At 41.8% G+C, this 15,863-nt stretch carries 11 protein-coding genes; 7 read left to right on the top strand and 4 right to left on the bottom strand.

Features of this window, described 5'->3' with window-relative positions; genetic code table 11:
* Window positions 1-6: 6 nt before the first annotated feature.
* From KN811_RS20625 to KN811_RS20615, 3 genes are all read right to left on the bottom strand, one after another.
* Window positions 7-2,028 carry a glycoside hydrolase gene (locus KN811_RS20625; protein ID WP_187967644.1) on the bottom strand — a complete coding sequence of 674 codons (2,022 nt, stop codon included), beginning with the start codon at window positions 2,026-2,028 and terminating at the stop codon, window positions 7-9.
* Window positions 2,029-2,195: 167 nt separating this feature from the next.
* The gene (locus KN811_RS20620; RefSeq protein WP_187967643.1) at window positions 2,196-3,968 is read right to left on the bottom strand and encodes a RagB/SusD family nutrient uptake outer membrane protein; all 1,773 of its coding nucleotides are present in this window, start codon (window positions 3,966-3,968) and stop codon (window positions 2,196-2,198) included.
* A 10-nt stretch (window positions 3,969-3,978) separates the two neighbouring features.
* A complete protein-coding gene (locus tag KN811_RS20615; RefSeq protein WP_216334994.1) occupies window positions 3,979-7,053 on the bottom strand; it encodes a SusC/RagA family TonB-linked outer membrane protein in 3,075 nt (1,024 codons plus the stop codon).
* A gap of 885 nt (window positions 7,054-7,938) precedes the next feature.
* Here KN811_RS20615 and KN811_RS20610 point away from each other — a divergent pair.
* From KN811_RS20610 to KN811_RS20595, 4 genes are all read left to right on the top strand, one after another.
* Window positions 7,939-8,952, top strand: a complete 1,014-nt coding sequence (locus KN811_RS20610) for a DUF932 domain-containing protein (protein WP_187967572.1) — start codon at window positions 7,939-7,941, stop codon at window positions 8,950-8,952.
* Window positions 8,953-9,029: 77 nt separating this feature from the next.
* Window positions 9,030-9,371, top strand: coding sequence for a single-stranded DNA-binding protein (locus KN811_RS20605; protein ID WP_187967571.1), 342 nt, complete (start codon window positions 9,030-9,032; stop codon window positions 9,369-9,371).
* Between the two features lie 77 nt (window positions 9,372-9,448).
* A complete protein-coding gene (locus tag KN811_RS20600) occupies window positions 9,449-9,724 on the top strand; it encodes a DUF7000 family protein (RefSeq protein ID WP_187967570.1) in 276 nt (91 codons plus the stop codon).
* Between the two features lie 330 nt (window positions 9,725-10,054).
* The gene (locus KN811_RS20595; RefSeq protein WP_187967569.1) at window positions 10,055-10,858 is read left to right on the top strand and encodes a hypothetical protein; all 804 of its coding nucleotides are present in this window, start codon (window positions 10,055-10,057) and stop codon (window positions 10,856-10,858) included.
* 20 nt (window positions 10,859-10,878) lie between these two features.
* Here KN811_RS20595 and KN811_RS20590 read toward each other — a convergent pair whose 3' ends face one another.
* Entirely contained in the window at window positions 10,879-12,831 is a 1,953-nt protein-coding gene (locus KN811_RS20590; RefSeq protein ID WP_187967568.1) for a sensor histidine kinase, read from the bottom strand.
* Between the two features lie 1,067 nt (window positions 12,832-13,898).
* Between KN811_RS20590 and KN811_RS20585 the strand changes: the two genes are divergently transcribed.
* From KN811_RS20585 to KN811_RS20575, 3 genes are all read left to right on the top strand, one after another.
* Complete coding sequence (locus KN811_RS20585; RefSeq protein ID WP_247716575.1) at window positions 13,899-14,441, top strand: Crp/Fnr family transcriptional regulator; 543 nt, start codon at window positions 13,899-13,901, stop codon at window positions 14,439-14,441.
* Between the two features lie 102 nt (window positions 14,442-14,543).
* Window positions 14,544-14,897, top strand: a complete 354-nt coding sequence (locus KN811_RS20580; RefSeq protein WP_187967566.1) for a hypothetical protein — start codon at window positions 14,544-14,546, stop codon at window positions 14,895-14,897.
* 438 nt (window positions 14,898-15,335) lie between these two features.
* Window positions 15,336-15,692, top strand: coding sequence for a hypothetical protein (locus tag KN811_RS20575; RefSeq protein ID WP_187967565.1), 357 nt, complete (start codon window positions 15,336-15,338; stop codon window positions 15,690-15,692).
* Window positions 15,693-15,863 lie beyond the last annotated feature (171 nt).

The raw sequence follows: 15,863 nt of genomic DNA, 5'->3' as shown, positions 1-15,863 counted from the left end.
CTACTGTTAATCTTCTACCCAGAACTCAATACTCCAGGGTTCTAACGTAATGCTGTGCTCACTCCCCGATACCGACTGGAGCGTCTCATTCAGTTCGTCCTTATTATAGCGGTGCCCTGTAAAAGTACGATTTCCATCCAGGGTAATATTAAATTCAAATGCCTGGTTACTACGGTTGGTCAGTGCGTAAACAAACTTGCCATCCGGTTTTTTCCATACCATGATACGCTGGTTGTATAACACTTCTTCTTCATCTACCTCGTAACGACGGGAATCCCAGGGCATATATGTTAAAAACCCTGCAAGGGCGTTATAATTCCTCCAGTTCAGCTGAAACGTTCCTTTAGCCATATCGGGAAACTGGGTGAAGTTGTTATCGTTCAACGACCTGTACATCCCTAACCCGAAGCCTTCCCAGTTCGAATTTATAGGTTTCAGGGCATGAAGCCAATACCATTTGGGAGAATTGATAAACGTCATCCAGTTCATCACGGATTGAGCGGTGTTGACCATCCGCCATTCGCCCGTGTATCGATCGACCTGATAGTCAAAATATTCGTATTCGTTTTGATATATAGGCTTCCCTTTATTGTCCCAAAGGTAACGGCTTTGTCCTTCTATCAGCGTATTGGCATCACGGCCTATCCTATGATAAACCCAGGCATCTACATACGGCAATGCTGCAGCATCATCTTTAATTTGCCTGCTGATGGCTCCTACATTCCCATCCCATGAATCTACAATAATCTCGGCATTTGGTGCAGTAGCCCTCACCTTTGGGGCTACGCTTTTGAATGTCGCCAAATAATTCTCCGGAGTATAATATGCATGGGAATATCCTCCTACTTCGTCGGTTTCCAGCCCACCCGTAGCCTTTAAAGCCGGTTCGTTCTGAAGCCCCCATGTTGAGATTGTTATCCCGTTGTTCTGCAAATACTCCATGTCACTGACCACCGCATCCCCAAAATCGGAAAGAAAACCGGGATCAAAACTCTTTAAGGTTCCGTTACGAAAATCATCCGTAGATTTCCAAAATGGTGCGGGTGACCAGTATTCCATGGATATACCTTCCATATCGGCATCTGCGATAAGGTTCTTGATCGATTGTAATTGTCCGGGGTAACGCTCAATAATATTTTTACGGTCTTCGGTTGTTCCGCGAAACCAAAGCCCCATGGCCATCCGAAGATATCTGAAACCTGTTAAAACTTCTGCTAACCGTTGTTTTTCAGTGTCTATCAACTCGTAAGGCACCCCACTTACCGGGTCGCTGTTTACATAGTTAGGACCAAACCGATCGCTCTGGATCTCCACCCCAAGCCCTTCGATAACCTGCCTGGGCTGGTCAAAACGAATCGTATAATAACCCGAAGTGGGAAGGTCTGCCTCTGTAACACGACCGTAAATGGACACTTTGTCAAATTCGACCGTTGTTTCCCGGCTATCGGCTTCTACTCCAATTGCGAAAAAGGGAGTGGTGTGGTCCGGCTTTTTGGCAGGATTGGGCTTTAATACATAAGTTTCGTAAACCGACGAACCTGCTTCAATGATAACTCCCTGGTATTGTGTAGTGTTTTGCTTGTCATCGCCATAACTCAAACGGATTTTATCCGGTTGATTATCAGAGCGGCGCATTATCACAGCCACGCTGTCCACTTCAAACTCATAACCGTAAAGGTTGGTGAGTTTAAAGCCAAACCATTTCCCTCCACCCACGTATAATTTTACCCAGTCACTGAGAGCAAGAGCATTATTTGTATACTCCGATTGCAGGTCACCGATCGAAATATTGGATAGAATAGCTCCCATTTTCACATCCGAGGGCTTGTTTTTAGCACTTCCGGTCGTAAAGGTAAATTCACCTAGTAATTCGTTTTCCCCTGTGACCATATTGGTTTCTGAAGCTGGTTGTTCTTCGAGCTTACTACAAGATGTCAACGAAAATATACTTGTACAGGCTATCGATAAAACGAGTAAAGTTCTCTCGATGATATTCCTTCCGCAGTGTTTAAAAATATTTTTTTTCATGATTGTTAATTTTATGAGTCAATTTTATAATATATCCCGGCGCCGACCTCTAAACAGTTGGATACGGCCGGTTTCACAACCGCTCCTTTACCATGCCCATCTATGGCATAGAGATCTATAAGGCACCGTGTGCTAAATTCAAAGAACTTATCACTCGTTCGTGACATTCAATAGCCCGGATTCTGTTTAAGATTGGTATTCAGGAGAAGTTCATCCGCAGGGATCGGCCAAAGATATTGTCTTTCCGGAAAGGACATCACATTGAGCACTTCGCATAGATTATTCTCATATAAATGGTCGAAGTCGGGTACTCCGTTTTCGTCTATTTCCGGAATTGCTCCCCAGAACCACAGTCCCGGGTTTACTACATGATCCATTAGATCTCCCGTAGGGGCTGTGTTGACATTAGCACTTGTAGCAACATTGAGAAGGCCATAGGCATTACCCGAAAGCACTTTATCGGCCAACCGCCATCGGATCAGATCCATATATCTCAAGCCTTCGAAAGCCAATTCTGAACGTCTTTCACTCCTGACCTCATACCGGAGTTGATCCTGATCTGTGGTACTCACCTCGGGAGTGGGGAAACCGGTCCCCCGATAGGCACGACCTCTGACGTCATTAATGGCTTTCAGCACACTCTCATCAATCTGATTCAATTCTATCTTTGCCTCCGCATAGACCAGAAGCACCTCTGCATAACGCATGATAATACGATCCGGAGCTGTTCTGAAATCGATCCAGTCTTCGGTAATTCCCTTTTTCATCATCAACCCGTTATAAGATGCGTGCTGGGTTACCGAGCGGGTATCATTGTTTCTCGTCATTTGTCCGTTACCATAATTCAATACCTGTTTGTGTTGAGGGTGGGGATTGTATTCGAAATTTAGAAATCGAATTCCTGAGTCAGATTCCAGTCCATCTCCGTCCTTAAGCGAGCCGAAAGGCACTATGGTCATTGCACATCTGGGATCCCTGTTCTTAAATGGATTCCGCAGGTCAAACAGGGGAGATTCGTCTATCGGCAATCCGTCCACGCATTGAAATGAAGCCAACAGGTTCCACGAAGGGAACATGGAGCCGTACCCGCCTTCATTTCTGGGAAGTAAACCCAAAACGGTGCCGCCGGGAAATACCTTATTAAACTCTTCCCCTCTTGGCATCTTAAAGATGATCTCTTTGGATTGCTTGGTATCCGGGTAAAACAGGCTTTCGAAATCGGGGTGCAATTCATATACGTCCAGCTCCATACATTTTTGTGCCGCATCGGCAGCAATGTTATAATCTCCCATATAAAGTGCCGTCCTGGCTTTCATGCCATACGCAGCTCCTTTGGCAGCAAACTCGGTTCCGGAATATTCCATGGGTAATGCTTCTGCGGCGAGATCGTAATATTCATAGATCTTCTCAAGAATTTCGCTTTTGTCCGTCCTGCTCATTTCAAAGGACTCTTCTATGGATATCTCTCCTTCATAGAAGGGAACATCTCCGAAATGAGTGATCAGGTAAGACCAGAACGAAGCGCGGCAAAAGTTAACCTCTGCCATAAAATTAGCCGCTTCTTCTTCCGGAAGTATATCATCCTGTGCTGCTATTTCCCTGGCAATTATGTTGGCGCGGGTTATCGCTTTATACAGAAAAGACCATATCTGTGCTGTAGTTCCATCTTCCGACGATAAGGTCCCTGACTTAATGGCTCCTATGACATTGGGCCTTTTTTGAATGTCATCAGTCCAATCCTTAGACCCCATATCACCTCCATCCTGATTCCAGAACTCATCCCTGTACAATTCATTAATAGATTGGCGGAACTGATCCCTTGTAGTATACCAGTTTCCTGAGCTTGCCGCATCCTGCTGAGCCAGGTCGAGTTCGGTACAGGAGTAGTTAAACAAAATAATCAGTATACCAAACAAGCAATAATAAGTATATTTCTTCATAACAGTGCTCTTATAAATTAACATTTATCCCTACTAGATACGACTTGGTAAATAAATACCCGGCATTATCTTCGGGGTCAATTCCTTCCGGGTAATTATCAATCGAGAAAAGATCATTCCCCGACAGGTAGATACGAAGTCCCGAAATCCCGACCTTATCCATAACATTACCAGGCAGTGAATATCCTATAGTGATATTTTTCATTCTGAAATACGAACCGTCTATCAGCCAGAAATCGGAAAACCGGTAATTGTTATTCTTAGATACACTAGACAGTCGGGGATATGCAGCGCGAGCATTTTCGGATGCCGAATTATATACGCTCCAGTAATTGCCGTCAATGAGAGAGGGAGGAAGCTGCCATCCGGAATACAACGGTTGTACATACCGTGACCTCAGGTAGGCTTTCTGTTTCCCCACTCCCTGAAAAGCCAGGCCGAGATCGAAGCCCTTATATTCCAGCCTGATATTTCCTCCGTACTCATATCTGGGTAGGGTGGAACCTCCGAGCTGTGTCCTGTCCAGTTCATTGATAATACCATCCGGTTCCCCATCGGGGCCACTGATATCTACATACCTGATGTCACCGGGGCTTACATTATCAGAGGTAGTGGCTGAATTATCCACTTCTTCCTGTGTTTGATAGATCCCATCCGATTTATACCCGTACCATGCATTATAGAGATCTCCCTCCTGAGAGATGGTCCGATCTCCGATAATCCTCTTGCCTGCGATATCTCCGATCACAGACTTGGAATCGAACATATTAAAAGCTGCAGAATACTTTAACTGCCCGATATGATCTTTCCAGGAAACCGCAACTTCCCACCCCTTGGTGTGCATGGTTCCCACATTATCCGTAGGGTCTTCATAGCCGCTGAAATCCGGAATGCTCAGGTTGAGCAACATATCTTTGGTTTCCTTATCGTAATAATCTGCGGTAATTGACAATTTGCTGTCAAAAAGAGAGACATCCACTCCCAGGTCTAGCGTAGTTGTGCTTTCCCAGGTAATGTCATTGATAGCGAGAAAGTGCTGTGCCGCTGTTCTGAGCGATTCCACTTCGGACCCGTTGGCAAAAAGGGTGTTACTGAATTGTAATACAGACAGGTACAGGTAATTTCCCAGCCTGTCGTTACCAAGTTTACCATAAGACCCTCTGAACTTTAAGAAAGATACCAGAGAATTGAGTCCGGAAAAGAAATCTTCATTGGATGGTACCCACCCCAGGGAAACCGAGGGAAAAGTTCCCCACCGATAGGCTGAACCAAACCTGGAGGAAGCATCTCTCCTCACATTGACCTGGGCATAATATTTACTGTCATAATTATAGGCGACACGCCCGAAGTGCGAAGAATACGCCAGTTCCGATATACTGGTATTGTCGTTAAACACCTTATCTACAGGGGCCTGATTAAGAAAAGGGTATTCCACAACATCGTACTCACGGCCTGCTACGCCCAGCACTTCGTCTTCGGATGAAAATTCCTCAAATCCCAATAAGGCTTCTATATGATGCTTTCCGAAAGATTTGTCGTAATTTACGAGCACCTGTGTGGTAAGTGCCTTATAAAATTTCCGTCTTTCGGTAAGCCTCGTATCCAGAACGTTATGTCCTTTGATATAATTGGGTTCCCCGGTCATCAAAGGATCATCATAATCCCAGTAGGGTATGGTTTTGTTAAAGGATTTGTACCGGGTAAAATTATAACGAGGAGAAAGGTTCAGAGATATTTTCAGATCTTTTACCGGTTTATAGTATACTCCAAACTTCCCAAAGAACTGATAGGTATCGGTATTGGTAAATCCTCCATGATGCAACTCGGCATAGATATTTTCTCCCTGTTTCCCCCCGGAAATACGCCCATCTGACCACACTGCCGGGAAGATGGAAGGGGACTCTATAGCCAGATTGGTCGGATCAACAATAGGCCCTTCAGCATTCCCAAGCCGGGCCGAAATATCGAGATTAGCCCCGAATTTATCACTTAGTTTAATATCGGTATTTACCCTGGCGGTATAGCGTTTCCATTCGCGATGGTCGTATAGCGCCTCCTGCTTCTCATATCCCAGACTAGCAAGGGTTTTTACCTTTTCTCCGCCTCCACTGATGGTCAGGTTGTGCCGGTATCCGAAAGCATAATCTTTAAGAATAAGGTCTTTATAGTCCGTTAACGGGTATTCATCCGGGTTTTCTATGTTATTTTCCAGATAAGAATCAATAAAATCCTGTGAATATATAGGAAATTCATTGTCTCCGTTGCCTACATCATTCCAGGACATCTCATTACTCATTTCCATATAACGCAATGGCCCAACCGTAGATCTGATCTCTGTGGGCGTATTTACGATCTGGGTTCCGCTGTAATTGATATTGAAGACTCCTTCCCTCCCCCTTTTTGTCGTAACAATGACCACGCCTGCTGCCGCCCTGGAACCGTAAATAGCTGCTGCTGCCGCATCCTTTAATACGGAAATGGACTCTACATCGTTCGGGTTTACATCATCAAGGCTCCCTACCGGTACATCATCTACGAGGATCAGGGGGCTGGTACTCCCCTGTAATGTCGTAATCCCTCTTACTCTTATCGAAGCACCGGACCCGGGAGCAGATCCGTTATTGGTAACCGTGACCCCTGGCATGGCTCCCTGAATGGCCTGAGAGATATTTGTCACATTCCGCTGTGTAATATCCTCGGAACTCACTGTAGCAACAGCACCTGTCAAATCCTTTTTAGACTGGGTACTATATCCTATAACAACAACCTCGTCCAGTTCAGAAGAATCCGGTTCCAGCTTTACTTCCAGATTTTTCATAGCCTCGGAAGTGTTTTCTAAAATATACTTGTTATACCCTATATAACTAAATTCAACCGTGGCCCCTTCCTTCACTTTTAAACTGAAGTTTCCGTCAAAATCTGTTGTTGTTCCCCGTGAGCTGTTCAACTCGATAACATTGACCCCCGGCATGGGAACTCCTTTCTCATCAGTAACGGTTCCTGAAATCGTTATCGTTGACTGGGAATAAAAAACAGAGGCCCGTCCCACAAAAGTTATGAGCACTGTAAATAAACAACACATCATTAAGGGGACCTTTTTTCTTCGATCAATTGTTAAAGCAATGGTGGTTAATAAAGTTTTTCTCATACGTGAAGATTATTTTATATTAATATTTAGCATATTGTTTTATTTTTTTTCATATAAATTGATTTTAATTATCAAATCCGCAATCAAAGTTAGTCCGATATCAACTGGACTATTCTTAATAATCTGTCAAATGCTCTTAAAAATCATGCAACGGAATAATTGATAGCAATTGACCAAAGGCCAGTATTCACGAAGAAAGAATACCCATTGAAGTATTTAACATAATTATCTCGGCAAATGCTTCCCCACACATTTGCTGGTCGAATAGCCAAAAACCCGGTTAAGGCTCATAAGTTTTAAGGATTCATTCATTGTGCTTTACACGCAGGTGTAGCCTTACCCAGCTTTTAGGGAAACCTACACAACAAGTCTTTTGAAACCACCCTTCTTTATCCAAATTTAAACCCGTAAACTCAGTTTCTCAACCCATTCCCCAGCCTGCCCGTTTTACAGGTAGACATTCCGTTTCCTTTTTTTGGGAAAAGCGCTACGTCGAAAAGGTCTTGGACACGCCACCTTCCTTTTTATTTCCACTCCGTTGCCCTGGTCCGGATAGCCCTGGAAGGGGACACTGCACTTGCTCAAAATGAAATGGGTTAAGTCCGCTTACGCAGTACTGTCAAAATCATCAGTAGTATGTAATAAGTCTTCATACAATATTACCGAAAGTTAAACCCGCAAAATATTTGCATTCAAATTTATCTGCCTAAAAAATCGGACCCCCTAAAGGTCCCCCAATTTTTTACTTGAAAATTTGAGACAAAATTTTGTCTTCCGTTTGGGTTGACCTGCAAATATTGTTTAACTTAAAATTATAATGTTATGTATTTAAACAATTTACAGCAGGACGAGGTTTTTGTAAAAACGGAAATGAAACCTTTACAGGAACTCACCTCCATGGAACCCCGCAGGGGGCTTGAAAATGTCATTATCTCCAATGGTAAGATTGTCAACATCGTGTCCAAAGGCTATGGGCATATTCCCAATGAACTTTTCTTTACAAAAGCCGAGCAAATGCTTATTGATGCCGAGCTGAACTATCATCGTCAGACCATCAACAGGTCCGACCGGTCCTTCAGTATGGATTTTATCATTGAAGATCATTCTCAGTTTGCGGTAAATCATCAGGAGGATCAAATACTACCGATGCTACGGTTCACCAATTCATACGATGGTAGTGAACGAACTTTAGGACATTTCGGTTTTTTTAGAAAAGTTTGTGCCAACGGCCTGCACGTGGCACAGTCACAGATTGCCTTTTTTGTAAAACACAGTACGAACAGCGTACAACTGATCATGCCGAAGTTAGAACTGCTTTTTCAAAAATTCCTGGACAACGAATTTTATACCATCTCCGACCAGTTCAGCCCGATGATGACTGTCCCAATTCTGGATCCCGAAGAATTCGTCAGGGAAGTTTTGGAACGCACCAAACTATTTCGTTATGAGTGCAGTGATAAAAATGACGATCCTTCTAAAAAAGCCAGGGAAATCCTGGAGATTCTGGACCGTGAATCTTTGCTGCTCCATGAAGCACCAAACCTTTGGTTGGGGTACAATGCTTTTAACGCCGTTTTGCACCGTAACCTAAAAAAAGCTTTTCCAGGCAGGAAAGACTGGATACACAGTTGTTCCAGGAGATCTGCGAGATGGCATGACGCTAACAAAAGGCTGCTCCGGAGCCTTCTCAAAACCGGAGTTTTTAATGCACATAACACATCAAAATTTAAAGAAATGGCAAAAGTATCTCAAAGAAAAACGGTTGGGCGATCTGGAGAAACGTCAATTAAAACTGTTTTTAATTGTATTCCATACCCACATTTCTCGCAGCTATAAAATACCTGGTCGAATCATCCCCTCCCCGCAATTAAATACAGAAAGGGGTATTTATTAACCTTTAAATTTTTTCAATTATGAGTACGATCAGAAACAGGGTTCAACTCATCGGAAACCTGGGCGATGACCCGGAAATAACCACTTTGGAGAGTGGTAAGAAAGTGACCCGTTTTTCACTCGCTACCAACGAGTATTATAAAAACAAAAAGGGGGAAAAGGTACAATCTACCCAATGGCATAGCATTGTAGCCTGGGGAAGAAACGCCGAAGTTATTGAAAAATACGGCGAGAAAGGGAAGGAAATTGCCATCGAGGGCAAACTGACCCACCGTTCCTACGAGAATGCCAACGGGGAAAGAAGGTATGTGACCGAGGTCGTAGCTAATGAAATTCTTTTCTTAGGTACTAAATCGGAATAGTTCAAAAAGAAAGAGGGTGCAACTTTCGACGGAAACACCCTCTTTCCAATTTCTAATAATCCATAAAATCATGAATTATGAAAAATAAAGTTAAGAAAATTAAACAGGAATTGCAAAAATTCTGTGGGTCAGATTGGGTAAGGCTACAACCGATTCAGAAAAAATATTGGGAATTGTTGAAAAACACAAAATGGAGTAAAGAAAAAACGGAAATGCCAAAATATTCTATTCTTGAAATGACTTTGGTTGAGAATCCTGATTTTAATAACCTGGACAAACTAGCTGAGAGAATAGAAACCAAAATGATTGAGGCTTCTAGCGAAATATTGGACTATCTAACAACATTAGATTAACTGAAATGAAAATAAAAAGCCTACGCACGATAACGGTACTCGTTGCACAAACGATTGGAAGCATGTAAAAGGCTTAGGAATAGCTTTGAGAAATTGTAATTTTAAAAGGTAATTAATTGTATTTTTCTATATGTTAGTCAGAAGCTGAAAACCCACCGCACAAGCAAAGAGTGCTATCGCACACATTGCTTTTTTCAACGCTAGGGAAGGCTACAACAGGCCTTGGTTAAAATGAACCGATAGCTCTTAAAAATACTCGTTTTCGGGTATTTTCATATCCGAAAACGCGGCTTATTTTCGTAAAGAGTAACTTCAAAACAAATTGAACCGATGAAGAAGCAACCGTTATATCATTACACATTTTTCGTTTTTTCCGTGCTGATCCTTTTTTCCTGTTCCGATGACAATGGCAAACCAGATGAGGGACCGGATGAGCCTGGGAACACGATCACTCAAGCTGAGTTTGACGCAACCCTGGGAGATCATACAAGGTTCAGTGTGGATGTGAGCAATCAGGAAGTTGATCCCGGTCCGTCAGGATCCGGGGTCAGTTGGGATTTTTCAAAATTCGACAACCCGTTTTCCTCAAATTTTCAGGAAGCCTTAAACTGTCCTGATACCGAGGGTTGTGATGTTTTTCCAGAAGCCAACAGGGCCTTCCTACTGCACGGGGACATTGACAGCTATAGCTATTTTACACTCTCGAAAAATGAATATCTCCGGATTGGAGGTATAAACGATGATATTCAAACAACTATGAATGATCCGGAAACCGTATGGAAGTTTCCGATTGCCTATCAGCAAGAATTTTCGGATGATTACCATGAAACGGGCAGTAATGGCGAAATCACTACCGCTACAAAGGACATCGAGGTCGACGGATATGGGACCCTGACAACTGCAGCCGGGACATTTTCCAATACCCTGCGTGTTAAAATGTCCTATACTGTCGTAGTTGACTATCCTGATCCCCTAATCCCTCAAACCCAAACAAACCTGGTGCAATACATCTGGCTCAATAAAAATTACGCTGGTGGGCTCTTGCTGGGAGTCCTCTTTTCTGAAACCAAAGTCAACGGCGAGGCGGTCGGCATCGGCAAAGGGCTATACTACACGGATCCCGAGCCTTTATAAGGATCAAAAGCCAAAAGACTTTAAATAAAAAGCTCAATATTAACAGTCGTTCCCTGATTAAGTGCAGAATCTATTTCCAGCTTGCCTTTCATATACTCCACCCGGTTGTGAATGTTGCTAAGTCCAATCCCTTTCGAGTTTTTCTTCCCGGAAGTATCAAAGCCACAACCGTCGTCTTCGATGGTAATCAGGAAAACCTGCTCGTCCTGGACACACTGTACCAGGATATTGCCGGCTTTTCCATGGCGCAGGGCATTGGAGAGCAATTCCTGGATAATCCGGAAGATATTTATTTGTGAGGCTATTGGCAGGCTTTGATCAACTCCGTTTGATTGAAATTCAATTTTTGTATGGGAGGAATTGAGGGAAAGACACAGATCTTCCAGGGCTCCCTTCAATCCTATATGGATGAGTGATTCGGGCATCATATTTCGGGTAATATGACGAAGTTCGGTGATCGACTTATCCAGTAATGATGTAACCTCATCTGCCATTGCAATAGCTTCCCTTTCCTGTTGCTCCAGAAGTTTGAACTTCACACCCAATAATGAGCCCCCGAGACTATCGTGTAAATCTCGTGCGATGCGTTGCCGTTCCCGTTCTTCACCTTCCAGCATCGTTTGCGTTAGCTTCAATGCCTGTTGTTGTTCCATGTCCCGGACCCGTTGCAAACTTTGCTTTTTATGATTGCGATAAGTATTGATCAGAAAAAGAATGATCAAAAGGCAGATCAACGCGCCAATACCCAAAAGCCAATTAAGTAAACGATTATTTTCAGCGGTTAGTTCGGCCTGTATTTTTTGTTTTTGCAATTGAAGGATCTGCTTTTCCTTTTCGGATGTCTGATACTTTACTTCCAGTTCGTGAACATTTTTCAACGTTTGTTGTTGATCTACACTGTCCTTATAGGCGGTATGTTTTTGTAAATATTGGTAAGCTGTTTTATAATCCTCCATCCGGCTCGAAAGATCTGCAACATCTTTTAGTGCAACGATGGTTGCTTCATCATATTGGTCTTCCTTCCCCATGCTATAAAGGACAAAAGCCGCTTCCCTGGCTTTTTGGGTATTACCGGCGGCGGTTTCCACTTCGCGTTTCGCCTCATAGGCCAGGTAGAGGTTCATCCTATCTTTATAGTTCTCCGCCTGATCGAAAGCTTTTGCCAGGGCCCTTCTGGCTTCACCTATTTTTTTGCGCGCCGCAAAGTACATTGTTTCATAAGCATAGTACTGGCCCCAATACCTGTTGGGGCCCAATGCTTCCAGGCTTTTCCTGGCTTTAGTCAAATAGGCTTGTTGCTGGTCGAGTTTTTGCATATTATAGCACAACACATTGGCATTTAGATAAGCCAGTGCACGAAACTCTTTGTCTGCGTCTGTTTTATCAGCCAATTTCACATCTTCCAGCATATATTCATAAGCCTTTTGGTATTCTTTCAGCATCACCAGGCTGGAAGAAATATTATGAACCGTTAAGTGATACAAACGGGTATCTTTGAGTGCTTCCAGCCGGGGCAAATTGGAAATGATCAGTTCTACTGCCTTCTGCATATTACCACTGGCAGAATAGGCGACCGCCAGGTTGTTAGTAGCCGTAACTTTTACCCGAAGTGTAGCCAGGCTGTTTTCACTTTCAAGTAAGTCCAGGGCCTTATTACTATAAAATAGTACACTGTCAGTATTCATTTCCACGGTGTGTACATATCCCGCCAATTGATTTGCTTTGGCTTTATACCATGTGAATTTGGTGTTATCGGCCATTGTCAGCATTTCATAAACAGTGGAAAATGCTTTGCCACTTTCACCGATTCGGACATATTCCCTAACGAGTTCTCCCTGGATACTGATACGGGAGGTATCGGTCCCTACTTGCTTCAACGCATTTAATAAACTATCGATTTTTACATGATCCTGTGCATTGCAGGTAAGCTGAAAAACAATAAAGAGGAACAGGAGAAGTATAGGTTTATCCATGATATTAATGAAATTACGGGGTAATATACCGAAAACACACTTTTTCAAAGCGTCATAAAAACTCTCCGGTTTTCAAACTTTTCAGCCTAACCCCGACGCAAAGGGTCGAGGAATTCCTTAGATTAAAAAATACTGGTTATATGTAACATACAAAAATAATGAGTTTAGACTACTTGATACCTATAATTTAAATCGACTTCTTTAGAATATGATGAAATTAGAAAAAACTTATAAAAAAGTCCTTCTCATAAACTATTTACCTGCAAACAACTAACCGGCAAACCTCGGACCCTGCACATCGCTTTCCTTTCTCATTTTTATCACCTCCATTCCTACAAAAGATGGAAAAAAAGAACAAACAAGAGTCTTAAAATTCATCGAATGATGCCTAAAGCTGTATCGTACAAACATAATCCCTTTCAAATTAAATCATTCAATAAAATGTCAAGTATTTTGTTTCGTTTACTTGACATTTAAGCAATGTTCCTAATCTTTACAGAGCAAAATGCGGGAATCTCACAAAAAACACAAAAGCAAATCAGCAAGTTAGCCGAAGGTTAACAACAAAACCATTTTGTAGCAAATCCATAACATTATACCTCCTATGCTGTGTGAGACTGGTCAAAGGTAGGGTTCTTCCTATCGACCGTAAAGTAGTCTTGATCATATAAAAAAAATTTTATCGAGACTTTTGAAATAGCGTCACTTATTTTGATTTTCTTCAAGTGTAGGGAATCCTTTTGGTATCGATTCGAAATTTTCTCCTTCGGGCTTTTTCTTTTGTATTTTGACGTATTTGTGCAACAAGCTCCATGTATAGCTACAATTGCGTCTGTTCTAAACTGAAAAACCTTAACTTTAACCCTATAACTGATGGTTATGGACTGTTCGTTGCAATTCCCCATTTAAAAGAAACGCTATTGATTTCTTGAGCTAACATTTACATTATTTCGGGAAGTCCATGCTATATTTAACCGTTAGTGAGGATGCTGAAAACTATAAAATTATAACCAGATTTGCACAAGACTAAAGAACAGCTGCTAAAATATGTACAAAACTTTGTTTCCTTGACCGACATTGAAGCAGAGCAATTTGCTTTGAGCTTTGAAGAGGTCAAAGTTAAAAAAAGACAATTTATTGTTCAGCCCAATTTTATAAACAGGCATAGGGCATTTGTCGTAAAAGGGGCCTTCAGGACTTATGCCATAACCGATAATGGACAGGAACACACCTTACAATTCGCAATAGAGAATTGGTGGGTTTCAGATTTTAACAGCTATATCTATCAATATCCAGCCACACTATTTATTATAGCTTTGGAAGACAGCACCATTCTTCAAATTCAATACGTCAAAGAACAAGAGTTAAAGAACAGCAATCATAAGTTTGAAACATTTTTTAGGATTATGGCAGAAAAGGGCCTGGCCTTTGAGCATAGAAGAATACTGTTTAATCTGTCGCACCCGGCAGAAGCCCGGTATGAGAACTTTTTACTGAATTACCCAAATTTTGTTCAACGGGTACCCCAATATGCCCTTGCTTCTTACTTGGGGATGAGTACTGAATTTTTATCACGCATCCGTAACAAACAAGGCAATAGAAAAAGTTGAACTACATCAATGGAATTTCTTGATTTATTTCATTTTTCCCCATCATTTCCCTGCTGATCTTTACATGGTCAATAATGACACCTAATTTTAAATTAAAGAGAAATGGAACAATCATTAAATGAAATCTTGTCTGCCAAAAACGAACTGGTAAAAAAAGGACAAATTGTAGAAGCTACGGAAAAGTATTTTGCGCCGAAGGCTAGAACCATTGATTTTGATGGCACTATAACCAACAATAAATCCGAAATGCTAACCAAAATGCAAGGCTTTGCCAATACTATTGCCAAAGTAAATGGCATTACCCTGCATTACACCTCATTGAACGGCAATGTTTCTTTTTCCGAGTTCACTTTTGATTTTGATATGAAAGACGGAAGCAAAATACTATGGCACGAAATACTCCGCACCGTTTGGCAAAATGGACAAATTGTAGAAGAGCAATACTTTAAATCTTAGACCGGGCATCTTATGAAATTCGTAACAAAACAAATTCACGCATATTGGGATTATCCGGTAGCCTTTGCTTTAATAGCCCTTCCCTATCTTTTGGGCTTGGGCCGTTCTAATGTAACAGCATTATACCTGTCGGTAGTGATAGGGATAACTGCTTTAATCCTGACCGTATTCACAGACCATCAATTAGGTTTGATTCGGGTGATTCCATACAAAATACATTTATTGATTGACGGATTGTACAACCGAATATCAAGTTTACTGTCGGAACATCAGAAAAGAGTATAAAATATATCCGAACTTCATGTACCGAAAAGGGAGAAAAAATGTCCTGAAAAACTTATTGAACTTGGACTCTATCTTTAAAACTGAATTTTTCAAGGCCAAATACGAAAATCAAGCCAAAGAAAACATAATCAACGAACTAAACCAATTAAGCTAATGGGAGTATGGAAAAAGCTCTTTGGGGTAAACCAACGACAACAACCAGAAGAACTATATCAGATGGAAATCTCAAATACCAATATAAAAGTAACCCACCCGAAAAGGAATGACGAACAAATCAATTGGAACGAAATAGAAGAAATAAAACTTGTAAACATGGACGAAGGCCCCTTTTTGCCTGATGTTTGGCTGATTTTAATGGGTAACGGGAAAGGGTGTTCGATTCCCCAGGGTTCTGAGGGTTGGAATAAAGTTTACGACATTGTTTCAAACTATGAAGGATTTAATTTTGAGAACGTGATAAAATCGGCAAGTTGTGCTGACAACAAGACATTCGATCTATGGAAACGCTGAAAAAGTACAGCCCCAAAAGCAAGCAAAACAAAAAATGAACAACATTGATAACATAAAGAAAAGAACATCCCAAAATTGGGAATTGAAAAACATTCAGATTTCTCACAACTTAATAGAGTATCACTCTTTTGACAAAATTAGAACAGCTAACGATACGAATTGCGTTAGGCT

The sequence above is a fragment of the Sinomicrobium weinanense genome, from assembly GCF_018863395.1.
Classification (GTDB): Bacteria; Bacteroidota; Bacteroidia; order Flavobacteriales; family Flavobacteriaceae; genus Sinomicrobium; species Sinomicrobium weinanense.
Note: the sequence above shows the minus strand (reverse complement) of the source record. Positions and strands in the feature narration are given on the sequence as shown.

Coding starts and splice junctions, on each gene's coding strand:
- KN811_RS20600 (WP_187967570.1), top strand. CDS start 9,449: ATGAAAAATAAAGTTAAGAAAATTAAACAGGAATTGCAAAAATTCTGT.
- KN811_RS20580 (WP_187967566.1), top strand. CDS start 14,544: ATGGAACAATCATTAAATGAAATCTTGTCTGCCAAAAACGAACTGGTA.
- KN811_RS20625 (WP_187967644.1), bottom strand. CDS start 2,028: ATGAAAAAAAATATTTTTAAACACTGCGGAAGGAATATCATCGAGAGA.
- KN811_RS20575 (WP_187967565.1), top strand. CDS start 15,336: ATGGGAGTATGGAAAAAGCTCTTTGGGGTAAACCAACGACAACAACCA.
- KN811_RS20590 (WP_187967568.1), bottom strand. CDS start 12,831: ATGGATAAACCTATACTTCTCCTGTTCCTCTTTATTGTTTTTCAGCTT.
- KN811_RS20615 (WP_216334994.1), bottom strand. CDS start 7,053: ATGATGTGTTGTTTATTTACAGTGCTCATAACTTTTGTGGGACGGGCC.
- KN811_RS20605 (WP_187967571.1), top strand. CDS start 9,030: ATGAGTACGATCAGAAACAGGGTTCAACTCATCGGAAACCTGGGCGAT.
- KN811_RS20620 (WP_187967643.1), bottom strand. CDS start 3,968: ATGAAGAAATATACTTATTATTGCTTGTTTGGTATACTGATTATTTTG.
- KN811_RS20595 (WP_187967569.1), top strand. CDS start 10,055: ATGAAGAAGCAACCGTTATATCATTACACATTTTTCGTTTTTTCCGTG.
- KN811_RS20610 (WP_187967572.1), top strand. CDS start 7,939: ATGTATTTAAACAATTTACAGCAGGACGAGGTTTTTGTAAAAACGGAA.